This is a genomic window from Ramlibacter sp. GS1-15 (genome assembly GCF_057785015.1).
In genome coordinates this window covers 3158964-3172054 of sequence record NZ_JBYNTU010000001.1, presented here as the reverse complement: position 1 = coordinate 3172054, position 13091 = coordinate 3158964, and the positions used below count along the sequence as shown (strand labels likewise).

Below are 13091 nucleotides of genomic sequence, written 5' to 3'. Positions count from 1 at the left end.
GGGATTACATGAACAGGCGAAAGGCTCTAGCATTTCTCGGGGTCGGCGCACTCGCAGGGTGTGGTGGTGGCGGCGGCGGTGCAGGCGCCGGCGCTTCGGACAGCGGCGCCGCGGCGTCCGTTCCCCAGGCCACCGGAGTCCAGCAGACCTCGGCGGCAACAGCGGCAGCGGACCCCGCAACGGCGACCACCGTCGCGGCGACCCCTGCCGTCGCTGCGAGCCCGGCGGCCAACAGGAACATCGCGTGCTGGGGCGACTCGATCACCAACCTGTACGCGTCGCACCTGCAGCAGGTCTTCCCGGACCGGCAGGTCTACAACGGGGGCGTGGTCGGACAGACTTCGGCGCAGATCGACGCGCGGGTGCAGGCCGACACCGACCACAAGGACTGGGTCAGCATCTTCTGGTACGGGCACAACGACTGGTACAAGGACCAGGTTGCAGCCAACCTCGCGGCGTCCATCGCGGCGCTCAAGCCGGGCACGAAATTCATCGTGATGTCCATGCTGACGTGGAGCACCGACCTGCCGGGCTCGACCCAGTACAACGGCGCGGTGCAGGCCGACCTGGCACTCTCTCAGAAGTACCCGGACAACTTCCTCGACATCCGCAGCTACCTCGTGAGCCGGTTCGATCCCAACAACCCGCAGGACGTCATCGACCACGCGAACGACCAGACGCCGTCGTCGCTTCGCTTCGACACGATTCACCTGAACGATGCCGGGTGCGACGTCGTCGCGGCCAAGTTGCGCGAGTTCATTTCGGCAAAGGGCTGGTGACGCCCAGGGAGGCCCCGAGTGCCGCCGCCACACCCACTTCCGCCGGGGCCGGCGAAGTCGCAGGGCTCGTGTCGGGCAGTCGCGAGAAGAGGCTCTTGAAGCGCAGCACCGGGCGCTCGAACAGGAAGTAGCTCGCCGTCGCCGCGGCGATGACGATCGGCACCGTGAGCACGAAGATGTCGGTGCCGAAGTCGTGGCCGAGCACCTTCCTCGACACGTTGGCCGCCAGCATGTGCATCAGGTAGATGCCATAGCTGATGGTGCCGACGTAGACGAGCGGGCGATAGCGCAGGACCGTGTGCAGGTACGTGTCCTCCCTCAGGCAGACGCAGGCCACGAGCACGGCCATGCAGAAACTTCCGACGTGCCACGGCGCATCCATCGCGAGGCACGCGAGCATGCCGAGGGCCGCGATCACCGCGGCCCAGCGATTTCCGAGCAAGCGGTAGATGCCGGCGAAGGTGGACTCGTCGTCCATCAGCACCGCGAACAGCACGCCGAACAGGATCGCCGTCTCGATGCTGCCCATCACCGTTCCGGCGAAACTGCTTCGGCCCATCGCGGCCCCTGCCATTTGCACCAGGAGCAGGGCCGTGACCGGTGCGACCAGCGCCAGCGGGCGAGGCGCGTGCTGCAGCACCAGCACCATGATCACTGGCCAGAGCAGGTAGAACTGTTCCTCGGCGGCCAGGGACCATGCGAAGTAGAAGGTGACCCCTTCGCCGCTGGCGCGCTCGCTTTCCACGAACCAGTTGGCCGTGTAACTGAGGAAGGCGGGCAGGTTCCCCCAGAACTCTTCTCCCTTCGGCGTGCCTCGCAACAGCAAGTAGGCCAGCGTGCAGTAGAGGGCGAGCACCGCGTAGTACAGCGGGAAGATGCGCAGCGTGCGCCTGAGATAGAAGTCCCGCAGCGAGATCGAGCCGCGGCGGCGATATTCGCGCAGCAGCAGCGTGGTCACGAGAAATCCGCTGATCGCGAAGAACAGGTCCACGCCGCGGCGGCCCTGATTCAGGAGGCCGATCGTGTGCTGCGGCGTGGTGTGTACCCAGATCACCGCGATGACACTGAAGGCGCGCAAGGCATCGAGGCCGCCGAAATACCGGCCCGTCCGGAACGCCCGGTACGCGCGCGCTGCTTCGGCCGCGCGGTCCGAAGGCAGCATGCTTCCTGCACGCCGCAACAGCGTCACGCTCGCTGCAGTCAATGCGACCAGCAGGCTTTCCGCAACGATGCTCATGGGGCACTCCTTCGGCTGTCCCGGCAGTATGGGTGGATGTCGTCGTCCACGACCGCCGTATGGCTCGACTGAGTAGGCAGAGCAGTTGCGAACCCGCAACTCGCCAAATGTCTTCCGTTTTTCCTTGAGGCCTCCTCGGATTACGCCGCGGCACAAGTTAACAAGTCGGCTTACGCACGACACGGTAATCCGTCACAGAGGAACCCATGGAGCAGGGTATGCGGCTCGACTGTAAGAAGGCACTTTCCATTCTTACGTTTGTAGGAAACAAACTCAGCCGTTTGTAGTCCACGTCCTACTAACATCGCGCGCTGCTGAGCTCGCCATGTCGGCGGCACGAGTTCCGCTCAGCTCGAGAGGCAGTACGCATGAAACGACGTGAGTTTTCCAAGTTCGCCGCGGCTGGTGCGGTGGTGTCCGGTGCCGCATACGCGGGCCGACGCATCAGGTCCACGCCCGCTCCCACGCCGGTGCCTACTCCGGCACCCGCTCCCGCGCCGGCTCCTGCGCCTGCGCCCGCTCCTACTCCTGCACCCGCGCCTGCGCCCGCGCCTGCGCCCGCACCGGCGCCGGCGCCGGCGCCCGCCGCCGGCGGTCTCGGCTACCCCTTTGGTGCGCGCCTGACGGCCTACGTCGCCGGTGCGCGGCCCAGCCAGGCGAATACCACCATGGACGCGCTGCTGACGAAGCAGTACGACGCGTGGAAGGCCGCTCGCGTGGTCAGCACGCCGAACATCGTGTACGGCGGGTACGTGATCCGCTTTTCCGACCCGAACTACATCACTGTGTCCGAGGGCATGGGCTACGGCATGCTGCTGGCTGTCCTGTTCGCGGGCCATGACCCGAACGCGCAGGCGCTGTTCGACGGCCTGCTCGCCGTCGTGCGCGCGCGTCCGGCCTACGGCGAAGCGGCCTACGTGCCGGAAGGCAAGTACCTGATGGACTGGCGCCTGGCCGCCGACGGCAGTTCCGCCGGGCAAGGCTGGAGCGCGTGCGACGGCGACCTGGACATCGCGATGGCGCTCCTGATGGCCGACAAGCAGTGGGGCAGCAGCGGCAAATGGAACTACCACCAGGAAGCGCTGAACCACATCTCCGGCCTGAAGGCCTGGAACATGGATGCGGCCACGGCGTCGGTGGGCGGCCGTGGCGTGTCGCATGCGGGCTCCGCGCGCATCTCCGACTACATGCTGGGGCACTTCCGCGCGTTCAAGGCCGCGACGGGCGACACGTTCTGGGACCAGGCCATCACCAAGAACCAGGCCACGCTGAACTACCTGCAACAGACCTACTCGCCATCGGCGGGCCTGCTGCCCGACTGGGCCGTGAACGTGACGGGGCCGACGCCTTCGCCTTCGCCCGGCTACATCGGCGACGGCATCGCCCAGGAGGGCGACTACTGGTGGAACTCGTGCCGCGACCCGTGGCGCCTGGCCTCCGATTACCTGCTCTCGGGCGACGCCACGACGAAGACCATCTGCGCGCGCATCGTCAACTTCTTCCAGTCGCAGACCAATGCGGCCGGCGGCGACGTGACCGTCATCGGCACCGGTTACGACCTGTCCGGCAACAAGCTCACCGGCGGCAACAGCGCGGCCTATCACGGGCCCATCATGCTGGGCGCCTGCATCGACAAGACATACCAAGGCTTCCTCGATGCCCTGTGGACCTGGAACGCCAACCACCTCACGACGGGCTATTACGACAGCGAGATCCAGCTGCTGACGATGGTGGCTGCCGCGGGGAACTGGTGGGCGCCCGCCGCCACGGCCGGCACTTCGACCGGCACGACGACGGGCAACACCACCACGCCGGCGCCGACCACGGCCAACGTGCTCACCAACGGCGACTTCGCCAGCGGCATGACGGGCTGGGTGGACTGGGGTAACACGGCCATCGTCGGTGGCGCGCTGCAGGTGGGCACCAACGCGGGCGGCTGCGGCCAGGACATCGCGGCGCGGGTCGTCGCGGGCAAGACCTACAGCCTCACGGGCACGGCCAGCATCACGGCAGCGGCCGAGGGCGTCTTCGTCGGCGTGAAACTGATGGACGCGAGCGGCGCGGCGCTGGTCAGCCAGTCGCAACTGGTGAGCGCCACGGCTCCGACCGCGATCGCGATCACCTTCACGGTGCCTGCGGGTGTGACGAGCGGCAACGTGTTCGTCTGGAAGAACGCGAACAGCGCCTGGGGCGTGGTCGACAACCTGTCGCTGGTCGCGGTCGGTTGATCGTCTGTGGGGTGCGTTGCATGCGCGTGCGCGGCATGTGCATGTAACGCACATTGCTTTCGGGCCGGGCGCTGACACAATCGCCGCGATGGTGACCGATCCCGTGGCGTTGGCGTTTGCAAGATGGGTCGAGGCGCACAAGAAGCACGTGGAGGCGCAGAAGCGCCTGGCCATGGCTCAAAAGCTTGCCCGGTCCATGGGCACGCTGCCGCCCCAGGGGCTCTTCGACGAAGTGAAGGCGATCAAGGCCGAAGCCGATCGCCTGCTCGCGCAGGCGGAGCAGGCGATGCGTGACGGCGGGCGCACCGGGCCCTAGTGTCCCAGCGCCGCGCCCAGCATCAGCATCCCCGCCCCCAGCATCACGGCATCCATCAGGTAGCGGAAGCGCGCCGGGTCCAGCTGGCGGACGTAGCGCTTCGCGATGAAGGCGCCGGCCAGCAACGTGCTGCCCACGATCAGCCCCTGCAGGAAGGTCTCCGTCGGCAGCGCGCCGAAGCTGCGGAAGGCCGCCGCCTTGGCGACGTAGACCCCGATCGAGCTCATGGCTTCCGTGCCGAGGAAGGCGCCTTTCACGAGGCCGTGCATCAGGAAGAAGGGCGTGTTCAGCGGGCCCGTGCTCACGACGATGCCCGTGATGTAGCCGATCACGGCGCCGACGCCGGCGAGCTGCGCCCGCGACAGGCGCCATTGCTGCGCCAGCATCCAGCGGCGCGCCGGCACCATCGCGATGAAGAAGGCGCCGAGCACCGCTTCGACCACGCCCGCGGGCAGCACGAGCAAGGTGCGCGCGCCGAGCGCGGCGGCGGGCATGGCGGTGGCCGAATAGGCGAGGGTGGTGCGCCAGTCCACGTCGCGCCACCAGGCGGCCACGCGCGACGCGTTGGCCAGGATCGAGCCCACGGCCATGATGGGTACGGCCTGTTTCGGCCCGTACACCAGGACCAGCGCGGGCATCAGCATGATCGACGTGCCGAAGCCGACGATGCCGCCCAGCGTGCCGGCCACGAGGCCGAGGATCAGGACGAGCGCGTATTCCATTCGCGCCGCTGAACGGGCATGAATCTGTCAGCAGTGACCACGAGCGGCATTATGGTCGCGCGAAGCTCGCATAGCATCGCGGCCCATGAACGACATCCGCCTCACCCGCCGTGCCCTCAATGCCGGACTGGCCACGAGCCTGCTGCTGCCCGCCGCCCTGTCGCGTGCCGCTTCGCCGTCGGCTCCCGCCACCCGCATCGCCCGGCTCGCCGAGTCCTATCTCGACTCGTACTGCCGCCTGTTCCCGGTCGATGCCACGGAGAACACCGGCGACGAGCGATACGAAGGCCTCTTCACGATCGACATCGCTCCCGCCGCGCGGGAGCGCGAGCGCGCCTTGTACGAGCGCACCCTGGCGCAACTGAAGGCCATCCCGCGCGAGCAGCTCGAGGGACAGGCGGCCCTGACGTACGACCTGCTGGAGTACGAGAACAAGGACAGGCTCGCGCGCCTGGCCTATCCCGCACACCTGGCGCCGGTCGGCCACGTCGACGCCATGCCCGTCAAGCTGTCGCAATGGGCCGGCGGCGAAGCGGCGCAGCCGCTGAAGACCGTCGCCAACTACGACCACTTCCTCACCCGCCTGGCCGGCCTGCCGGCCTGGATCGACCAGGCGATCGCGAACATGAAGCAGGGCATGGCCCAGGGCTTCACGCTGCCACGCGCGCTGGTGGAGCGCACCTTGCCGCAGCTCGATGCGGTGCTGCCCGCCAACGTGGCGGCCAGCCCCTACCTGGCGGGCACGAAAAAATTTCCGGACGCCATCCCCGCGCAGCAGCAGGCGCGCATCGCGGCCGCCTACCGGCGCGTGGTCGAGCGTGAGGTCGTGCCCGCCGTCGCCCGGCTGCGCGAGTTCATGACCCGGACCTACCTGCCGGCCGCACGCACGACGGCGGGCCTGGCCAACGTTCCCGGCGGGCGGGAGTGGTATCCGATGCTGGTGCGCTCCAGCACCACCACGTCCATGACGCCTGCCCAGGTCCACGAGCTTGGCCTGCGCGAGGTGGAGCGCATCCGCGGCGAGATGGGCGCGCTGCGTTCGCGCTTCGGTTTCCAGGGCGATGTCGACGCCTTCATCCAGTGGTTCAACCAGCAGCCGGGTCTGCGGCCGTTCAAGAGCGAAGACGAGGTCATCGCCGCCTACCGTGCGATCAACGAGCGCGTGAAGGCGCAGTTGCCGCGCCTGTTCGAGCGCGCGCCGAAGACGGCGCTGCAGATCCGCGCCATCGAGCCGATCCGCCGCGCCACCGCGTCGGACAATTACGTGCCGCCCGCGTCCGACGGCTCGCGTCCCGGTGTCTTCTACGTGGTGGTGCAAGACCCTGCGGAGTACAAGAAGTCGGGCATGACCGCGCTCTTCCTGCACGAAGGCCAGCCGGGCCACCACTACCAGATGGCGCTGCAGCGCGAGACCGCCCAGACGAAGTACCTGCAGTCGACCTGGTACGACGCGTACGGCGAAGGCTGGGCCCTGTATGCGGAAAGCCTGGGCTACGACCTCGGCGTGTACGACGATCCGCTGGCGCTGATGGGGCGGCTGTTCGCCGAGCTGCACCGCGCGCTGCGCCTGGTCGTGGACACCGGCCTGCACGACAAGGGCTGGTCGCGCGAGCAGACCATCGCCTACCTGCGGGCCAAGGAAGGCTCGACCGAGGAGAGTGCGCGCCGCGCCACCGAACGCTACATGGCCTGGGCCGGCCAGGCGCTCGCGTACAAGGTGGGCGAGCTCAAGATCATCGAGCTGCGCGAACGCGCCCGCCAGGCGCTGGGCGAGCGCTTCGACATCCGGCACTTCCACACGCAGGTGCTCGCCGACGGCTGCCTGCCGCTGGCGCTGCTCGAAGCGAAGATCGACCGCTGGATCGCCGTGCAAAAGGGCTGAGTGACACAATGCGCGGATGGTCACCGACCCCCGCGCCTTCCTCGAGCATCTCTATCGCACCGCCGTGCAGCGCGCCCTGCCGCTGCACAACACCGCACCTTATCTCCCGGCGCCGCCGAAGGGCCGCACCCTCGTGCTCGGCGCCGGCAAGGCGGCCGGGGCGATGGCCCACGCCGTCGAGGCGCTGTGGCCCCGGGACGCGCCGCTCGAGGGGCTCGTCGTCACGCGCTACCACCACACGCCCCCGCGCCCGGAAGGCCTGAAGCAACGCATCGAGATCGTCGAGGCCGCCCACCCGGTGCCCGATGCCGCGGGCCTGCAGGCGGCGCAGCGAATCCTGTCGATGGCGCACGGCCTCACGCCCGATGACCTCGTGCTGTGCCTGATCTCGGGCGGCGGCTCGGCGCTGCTCACGCTGCCCGCCGAAGGCCTGACGCTCGAGGACAAGCAGCGCATCAACCGCGAGCTGCTCGAATCGGGCGCCAGCATCGGAGAGATGAACTGCGTGCGCAAGCACCTGTCGCGCATCAAGGGCGGACGGCTCGCGGCAGCCTGCGCGCCCGCGCGGGTCGTCACGCTCACGATCAGCGACGTGCCGGGCGATGATCCCTCGGTGATCGCGAGCGGTCCGACCGTGCCCGATGCGACGACCTGCGCGGAGGCGGTCGCGATCCTGCAGCGCTACGGCATCGGGGTGCCCGGCGCCGTGATGAGCCTGCTGGAGCAAGGCGCTATGGAAACACCCAAGCCCGGCGACGCCGTGTTCGCGAACAACGAAGTGCACCTGATCGCCACGCCCCGCCAATCGCTGCAGGCGGCGGCGCAGGCGGCGCGCGAGGCGGGCATCGCCGCGCACATCCTGTCGGACGAGATGGAAGGGGAATCGCGCGAAGTCGGCAAGGTGCATGCCGCGTTGGCACGCGCCTGCGCCAATACGGGCGAGCCCTTCGTCGCGCCTTGCGTCATCCTCTCCGGCGGCGAGACCACGGTGACCGTGAAGAAGCTGCCCGAAGGCGTCGCCCGCGGGCGCGGCGGGCGTGCCGGCGAGTTCTGCATGGGCCTGGCGCAGGCACTGCAGGGCCAGGGCGGTGTGTGGGGCCTGGCGGCGGACACGGACGGCATCGACGGTGTCGAGGACAACGCGGGCGCATTCGTCGCGCCCGACACGCTGGCGCGCGCCCGGGCGGCAGGCTGCAAGCTCGACGAGCACCAGGCGCGCAACGATGCCTACGGCTATTTCGGCGCGATCGGCGACCTCGTCTTCACCGGGCCGACCCACACCAACGTGAACGACTTCCGCGCGCTGCTCGTGCTGGGCAACTCGGTCCCGCCGCGCTGAGCCGGCACTTCCTACACCGGAAGACCTCGGGGTCCGACCCCGCGCGAACTGCAGCCTGCGACAGTGCAGTCATGCGCTGGCTGGTGCTCGTCCTGGGCGCCTTGCTCGCGGCCCCGCCGGCCTGGTCCGCGCCCGGGCCGCAGGTCGGCAAGGCATCGATCTATGCGAAGAAGTTCGCCCATCGGAAGATGGCCGACGGCCAGCCCATGAATCCCGACAGGGACAACGCCGCGCACAGGACGCTGCCGCTGGGCACCCGGGCGCTGGTGCGCAACCTCGAGACGGGCAAGAGCGCCGTCGTGACCATCCAGGATCGCGGTCCCTACGTGCGCGGGCGCATCGTCGACCTGTCGCCTGCCACCGCCGAGAAGATCGGTCTCGAGAAGAAGGATGGGCTCGCCGTCGTCGAGCTGACGCCGCTGGACGGCCCAGAAGGGAAGTGAGCGGGCAGCGAATCGGCTCTCTCCTACAACGCGCGGCCCTGCTGTCCGACTTGACCCGGCGGCTGGCTCTGCTGTGATGGACCGATGGGCCGACCCACGACTTCCGACCACGCGGTGACCGCCGCCGCGGCGGTCACCTTGCCGACGCCGCGCCGCCGCTGGTCCGACGGTCCCAATTACGCGTGGTCGCCGGGCACCGAGGATGACTGGGCTGTCGATTCCCAATGGCCCGCCCTCGTCGCGGCGATCTGCGAGGAAGTCGCCGGCGGCACCCACGACCTCACGTGCGAGATCGACCGGCTGCGCATGGAAGGCAAGCTCGCGCACCCGGACGTGCTGGCGCTGCGACGCGCGATCGTCTCGATGCGCGCCACGGGCATGGCCCTGCAGCAGATCGTGCGGCTCGGCGGCGGCCTGTTCAACCTTTCGCCCGATCGCATCGACCTGGGCAGCCTCGTGCGCGCCATGGTGCATGAGCGCCATCGCGAACTGCTGCGCCGCCAGGTGGACGCGAGCCTGGACCTGCGGCCGGCCGAGGTCTGGGTGGATGGCGCCATTGCCGCAGGGCTCGTCCAGACGGGCCTCGAATGGGCACTGAGTTTCAGCCGCAAGGTCCGCCTGAAGGTCGTGCCGGGCGAAGGTGGCGAGCCCGCGCGCCTCGTCATCCGCGGCGCGCTGCCGCACCCGGGCGAGGTGCACGGCAACCGGCGCATGAACGACAACCTGCACTGGGTGCTGCTGCGCCAGCTCGCGGTGTGCGCACGGCTGCCGATCAGCCGCTCGTCGTCGGCTGCGACCGAGTCGGCCGTGATCGAGTTCCCCGCGTCGATTGCGAGCGGCGCGCGGCTTGCCTGAGGCTGTCCTCGAGCTCGCCCTCCAGCGTGCGCGACAGGCGATTTTCGAGCAGGGCCAGCACGGCGGCTTCTTCCGGGCGCAGCGACGCGAGGTTCCCGCTCAGCTCCGCATCGACCTCGCGCTTCACTTGCAGCAGGAGCTGGCCCTGCGCGTACGAATCGAGGATCTCCGGGTGCACGTAGCATTTGCGGCAGATCGTCGGCGTGTTGCCCAGGCGCGCGGCCACGCGCTCGATGGCAGCCTTCACGTTCTTCTTCACCGTGGCCTGTGAATCGATCGCTTCGAACTCCTGCAGGGCGAGCGCGGCCATCACCGTGCCGGCCCAGGTGCGGAAGTCCTTCGCGGTCACGTCCTCGCCGCTGATTTCGCGCAGGTACGCGTTGACGTCGGCGGACGTCACTTCGCGCAGCTCGCCCGCTTCGTCGACGTACTGGAAGAGGCGCTGGCCCGGCAGCTCCTGGCAGGCGCGCACGATCTTCGCCACGCGCCGGTCGCGCAGCTGCAAGCTCCAGCTCTTGCCGCTCTTGCCCTTGAAGCGGAACTTCAGCTGCGCGCCCTCGACGCTCACGTGCGGGTCGCGCAGCGTCGTGAGGCCGTAGCTGCGGTTCTCCCGGGTGTATTCGTCGTTGCCCACGCGGATGAGGGTGGTCTCCAGCAGATGGACAACCGTGGCCAGCACCTTCTCGCGCGGCAGGCCCCTGAGGGCCATGTGCCCGGCGATCCGCTGCCGGATCATCGGCAGCCGCCGCGCGAACTCCAGCATGTGTTCGTACTTCGTGCTCTCGCGCACTTCGCGGAACCGGGGGTGGTAGCGGTACTGCTTGCGGCCCCGGGCGTCGCGGCCCGTGGCCTGCAGATGGCCATTGGCCTTCGGGCAGATCCAGACGTCCGTCCACGCCGGCGGGATCGCCAGCTTGCGGATGCGTTCGAGCGTGCGCTCGTCCTCGACGCGTTCGCCGCTGGGCTTGAGATAGACGAAACCCTCGCCGCGCGCCTGGCGCGTCAACCCCGGGTCGTCGTCGTTGACATGGATGAGGCCGGCCTCCTCGGCGGCTTCCTTGGGATCGTCCACCCGGCCGATGGTGGGGCGCCCGCGCGGCCCGGCCTGTAGGACGTCAACGCCGCCAGGTCGGCGCGCGGGGCGCGAAGTTGTCGTTGAACCAGCGATCGAGCAGGCGCCGCTCGTAATAGAAGCCGCCCGCCGCGCCGGGGTTGGCGTAAGCGCGGTCCAGCGTGCCGAGGTCGCTCAACTGGTCTTCGCCGCTGCCCATGCCCTGGCCCCGCGCTTCCAGCGCCCAACGCAGCTTGATCATCGGCGGCTCGCCGCGCCCGCGGATCACGCGCACCGGGATGCCGCGGCTGTCGGGGCGCAGCGAACCCGCGAGATCGACGTCGAGCACGTCGACATGCAGCACCACGTCGGGCGGCAAGCGCTGCGCGAGACGGCCGAGCTCGTCGTTGATGGCCCGGATCGCCGCGCTCTGCTCCACCATGTCCGAGGAAAAGTCGGTGAAGCGATCGAGCTCGATGAAGCGGACGTCGGCCGTGCCGGCGAAAGCGGCACTGCCGGCGAGCGCCAGCGCGGCCACCAGGGTGCGCGGTCCTTGCACGTCCAGCCCTCGTCAGCGGGCGTAGGCCTGCAAGCCGCCGGCGAAGCGATCGCGGAACCAGCGGCTGAGCATGCGCTGCTCGAAGTACAGCGGTTCGGAGTTGCGCGAGGCGTACAGGTTGCCGGCGAAGTCCATGTCCTTGATGCGCTCTTCGCCAGTGGCCACCGGCCGGCCGTCCACCGCGAGCGTATAGCGCAGCTGCATCTGCGGCCAATCGAAGTCCGCGCGCGCGATCCGGATCCATCCCGTGGCCGTGCGGCGCGACGGCCGGGGCCGCCCGGCGAGGTCCACGTCGGTGACCTGGATGCTGAGCTGCTGGTTCGGCGCCAGCCAGCGCTGGCCGAGATTCTCCAGATGGCGCGCGAGCACGGCCAGGTTGGCCTGCCGCTCGCCCGCCGTGACGCCGGCGTCGGTGAAATGGTCCGGTGCCACGAACTGGACCTGGACCGTCCCCGCGAACGCGGCGGAAGCGGCGAAGGCCAAGATGGCGATCAGGATGCGGGATGCTTTCATGAGAGGGCACCTCCTGCCTTCTAGGATAGCTGCGCCCGGCCGCTGGTTCTCAGCTTTACCTCACAGAAGCAATCCGGCGGCGAGATTGATGCTCAACGCCAGCAGTGTCGCGTTGAAGAGGAACGCCACGATGCAGTGCAGCGTTCCGACCGGTCGCAGCGCCGAGCCGTGGAAGCTGATGTCGGCCGTCTGCGCGGCCGTGCCGATGACGCAGGCGAAGTGGAAGAAGTCTCCATAGCCGGGGTCGCGCGTGCCGGGAAAGAGCAGCGGGTCTTCCGCCCCGACCGCGCGCGCCATGTAGAAGTCATGCGCATAGTGCAGCGCGAACAGCACCTGCGTGAACAGCCACGAGGTGAGGACCGTGAGCGCGGCAAGCCCGACGTGCACGGCCTTCGCGGTGCCATGCAAATCCTTCACCCGCGCGAGCTGCGTGCCGACCGCGAGCAGCACCGCGAGCGTCGACAGCACCACCAGCAGCAGGATCGCGATACGTCCTTCGTCCATGCCCGCGGCTCTTTGGCGGATGCCTTGCACGGGTGTCGTCGCCATGGTCCGCCACGCGAGCAGCAGGTACAGCAGCGCCCCCGCGTTCCAGGCGACGAGCGCCATGACCGGCCGTGACCCGGCGAACAACTCGCGGCCGGCGGCATAGACCAGCGCGCCCAGCACCGCGCAGCCGACCAGCCGCGGGCGGGCGCGCAGCGCACGCAGGAGCGAGACGGGATGCATGGACCGGGCGCGGGGCGCGGCCACGATTCACTCGCACAGGCGCCGGATCTCCGGCGGGATGGCCAGGGCGCGGATGCCGCCGTCCTCGCGGCGGCCGGCGAAGATGCGCACCTCCTCGCATTCCATGAGGGTGTCGCCTTCCCTGGCCACGCGGTAGCGCTGCACGAAACTCTTCGTGCGCCATTCGCCGATCGACGTGTGGAAATAGAGCAGGTCGCCGTAGGTGGCCGTGGCGATGAATTTCGCCCGGGTGTCCACCAGGGGCGTTCCGATCACGCCCATCGTCTTCTCGGTCTCGCTCCAGGGCGGCACGCCGCACTGGATGAAGAAGTTGCGCGAGGCCGCGTCGATCCAGCGGAAGAAGTTCGGGAACCACACGATGCGCGCGGGGTCGCAGTCGCCGAACTCGACCTGCACCGTGTAGACGACTTCCTTCAT

General features: G+C 69.0%; 14 protein-coding genes. 7 read left to right on the top strand and 7 right to left on the bottom strand.

What is annotated here, in order from left to right; translation table 11 throughout:
• The first annotated feature begins 8 nt into the window (after positions 1–8).
• Positions 9–779, top strand: coding sequence for an SGNH/GDSL hydrolase family protein (locus tag AC3EF3_RS15830; protein ID WP_488533102.1), 771 nt, complete (start codon positions 9–11; stop codon positions 777–779).
• Here the strand turns inward: AC3EF3_RS15830 and AC3EF3_RS15825 are convergent.
• The gene (locus AC3EF3_RS15825; RefSeq protein WP_488533101.1) at positions 757–2016 is read right to left on the bottom strand and encodes an acyltransferase family protein; all 1260 of its coding nucleotides are present in this window, start codon (positions 2014–2016) and stop codon (positions 757–759) included. The two genes, AC3EF3_RS15830 and AC3EF3_RS15825, sit on opposite strands and share 23 nt — an antisense overlap.
• A 668-nt stretch (positions 2017–2684) precedes the next feature.
• Here AC3EF3_RS15825 and AC3EF3_RS15820 point away from each other — a divergent pair.
• Together AC3EF3_RS15820 and AC3EF3_RS15815 are read left to right on the top strand one after the other, a co-directional pair.
• A complete protein-coding gene (locus AC3EF3_RS15820) occupies positions 2685–4244 on the top strand; it encodes a glycosyl hydrolase family 8 (RefSeq protein WP_488533100.1) in 1560 nt (519 codons plus the stop codon).
• Positions 4245–4332: 88 nt separating this feature from the next.
• Positions 4333–4560 (top strand): hypothetical protein, encoded by a 228-nt coding sequence (locus AC3EF3_RS15815; protein WP_488533099.1) that lies wholly within the window; start codon positions 4333–4335, stop codon positions 4558–4560.
• On the opposite strand, the gene AC3EF3_RS15810 is transcribed toward AC3EF3_RS15815, so the two are convergent.
• Positions 4557–5282, bottom strand: coding sequence for a sulfite exporter TauE/SafE family protein (locus AC3EF3_RS15810; RefSeq protein ID WP_488533098.1), 726 nt, complete (start codon positions 5280–5282; stop codon positions 4557–4559). The genes AC3EF3_RS15815 and AC3EF3_RS15810 overlap by 4 nt on opposite strands.
• 85 nt (positions 5283–5367) lie before the next feature.
• On the opposite strand from AC3EF3_RS15810, the gene AC3EF3_RS15805 reads away from it, so the two are divergent.
• From AC3EF3_RS15805 to AC3EF3_RS15790, 4 genes are all read left to right on the top strand, one after another.
• Positions 5368–7164 (top strand): DUF885 domain-containing protein, encoded by a 1797-nt coding sequence (locus AC3EF3_RS15805; RefSeq protein ID WP_488533097.1) that lies wholly within the window; start codon positions 5368–5370, stop codon positions 7162–7164.
• Between the two features lie 16 nt (positions 7165–7180).
• Positions 7181–8503 carry a glycerate kinase type-2 family protein gene (locus AC3EF3_RS15800; RefSeq protein WP_488533096.1) on the top strand — a complete coding sequence of 441 codons (1323 nt, stop codon included), beginning with the start codon at positions 7181–7183 and terminating at the stop codon, positions 8501–8503.
• Positions 8504–8574: 71 nt separating this feature from the next.
• Positions 8575–8946, top strand: a complete 372-nt coding sequence (locus tag AC3EF3_RS15795; RefSeq protein ID WP_488533095.1) for a septal ring lytic transglycosylase RlpA family protein — start codon at positions 8575–8577, stop codon at positions 8944–8946.
• Between the two features lie 84 nt (positions 8947–9030).
• Positions 9031–9801: a hypothetical protein gene (locus AC3EF3_RS15790; protein WP_488533094.1), complete on the top strand. Its 771-nt coding sequence runs from the start codon at positions 9031–9033 to the stop codon at positions 9799–9801.
• Here the strand turns inward: AC3EF3_RS15790 and AC3EF3_RS15785 are convergent.
• Genes AC3EF3_RS15785 through AC3EF3_RS15765 form a run of 5 tightly spaced genes read right to left on the bottom strand, consistent with a single transcriptional unit; the run spans position 9719 to position 13091 of the window.
• Positions 9719–10873 carry a DNA topoisomerase IB gene (locus AC3EF3_RS15785; RefSeq protein ID WP_488533093.1) on the bottom strand — a complete coding sequence of 385 codons (1155 nt, stop codon included), beginning with the start codon at positions 10871–10873 and terminating at the stop codon, positions 9719–9721. The two genes, AC3EF3_RS15790 and AC3EF3_RS15785, sit on opposite strands and share 83 nt — an antisense overlap.
• 43 nt (positions 10874–10916) lie before the next feature.
• Positions 10917–11411: a DUF3016 domain-containing protein gene (locus AC3EF3_RS15780; RefSeq protein WP_488533092.1), complete on the bottom strand. Its 495-nt coding sequence runs from the start codon at positions 11409–11411 to the stop codon at positions 10917–10919.
• A 12-nt stretch (positions 11412–11423) separates the two neighbouring features.
• Positions 11424–11924 carry a DUF3016 domain-containing protein gene (locus tag AC3EF3_RS15775; protein WP_488533091.1) on the bottom strand — a complete coding sequence of 167 codons (501 nt, stop codon included), beginning with the start codon at positions 11922–11924 and terminating at the stop codon, positions 11424–11426.
• Positions 11925–11984: 60 nt separating this feature from the next.
• The gene (locus AC3EF3_RS15770) at positions 11985–12653 is read right to left on the bottom strand and encodes a DUF1345 domain-containing protein (protein WP_488533090.1); all 669 of its coding nucleotides are present in this window, start codon (positions 12651–12653) and stop codon (positions 11985–11987) included.
• A gap of 27 nt (positions 12654–12680) precedes the next feature.
• Complete coding sequence (locus AC3EF3_RS15765) at positions 12681–13091, bottom strand: acyl-CoA thioesterase (protein ID WP_488533089.1); 411 nt, start codon at positions 13089–13091, stop codon at positions 12681–12683.

Excerpts from the sequence above, each read along its gene's own strand:
- AC3EF3_RS15830 (WP_488533102.1), top strand. The coding sequence starts at position 9 with ATGAACAGGCGAAAGGCTCTAGCATTTCTCGGGGTCGGCGCACTCGCA.
- AC3EF3_RS15825 (WP_488533101.1), bottom strand. The coding sequence starts at position 2,016 with ATGAGCATCGTTGCGGAAAGCCTGCTGGTCGCATTGACTGCAGCGAGC.
- AC3EF3_RS15820 (WP_488533100.1), top strand. The coding sequence starts at position 2,685 with ATGGACGCGCTGCTGACGAAGCAGTACGACGCGTGGAAGGCCGCTCGC.
- AC3EF3_RS15815 (WP_488533099.1), top strand. The coding sequence starts at position 4,333 with ATGGTGACCGATCCCGTGGCGTTGGCGTTTGCAAGATGGGTCGAGGCG.
- AC3EF3_RS15810 (WP_488533098.1), bottom strand. The coding sequence starts at position 5,282 with ATGGAATACGCGCTCGTCCTGATCCTCGGCCTCGTGGCCGGCACGCTG.
- AC3EF3_RS15805 (WP_488533097.1), top strand. The coding sequence starts at position 5,368 with ATGAACGACATCCGCCTCACCCGCCGTGCCCTCAATGCCGGACTGGCC.
- AC3EF3_RS15800 (WP_488533096.1), top strand. The coding sequence starts at position 7,181 with ATGGTCACCGACCCCCGCGCCTTCCTCGAGCATCTCTATCGCACCGCC.
- AC3EF3_RS15795 (WP_488533095.1), top strand. The coding sequence starts at position 8,575 with ATGCGCTGGCTGGTGCTCGTCCTGGGCGCCTTGCTCGCGGCCCCGCCG.
- AC3EF3_RS15790 (WP_488533094.1), top strand. The coding sequence starts at position 9,031 with ATGGGCCGACCCACGACTTCCGACCACGCGGTGACCGCCGCCGCGGCG.
- AC3EF3_RS15775 (WP_488533091.1), bottom strand. The coding sequence starts at position 11,924 with ATGAAAGCATCCCGCATCCTGATCGCCATCTTGGCCTTCGCCGCTTCC.
- AC3EF3_RS15770 (WP_488533090.1), bottom strand. The coding sequence starts at position 12,653 with ATGCATCCCGTCTCGCTCCTGCGTGCGCTGCGCGCCCGCCCGCGGCTG.
- AC3EF3_RS15765 (WP_488533089.1), bottom strand. The coding sequence starts at position 13,091 with ATGAAGGAAGTCGTCTACACGGTGCAGGTCGAGTTCGGCGACTGCGAC.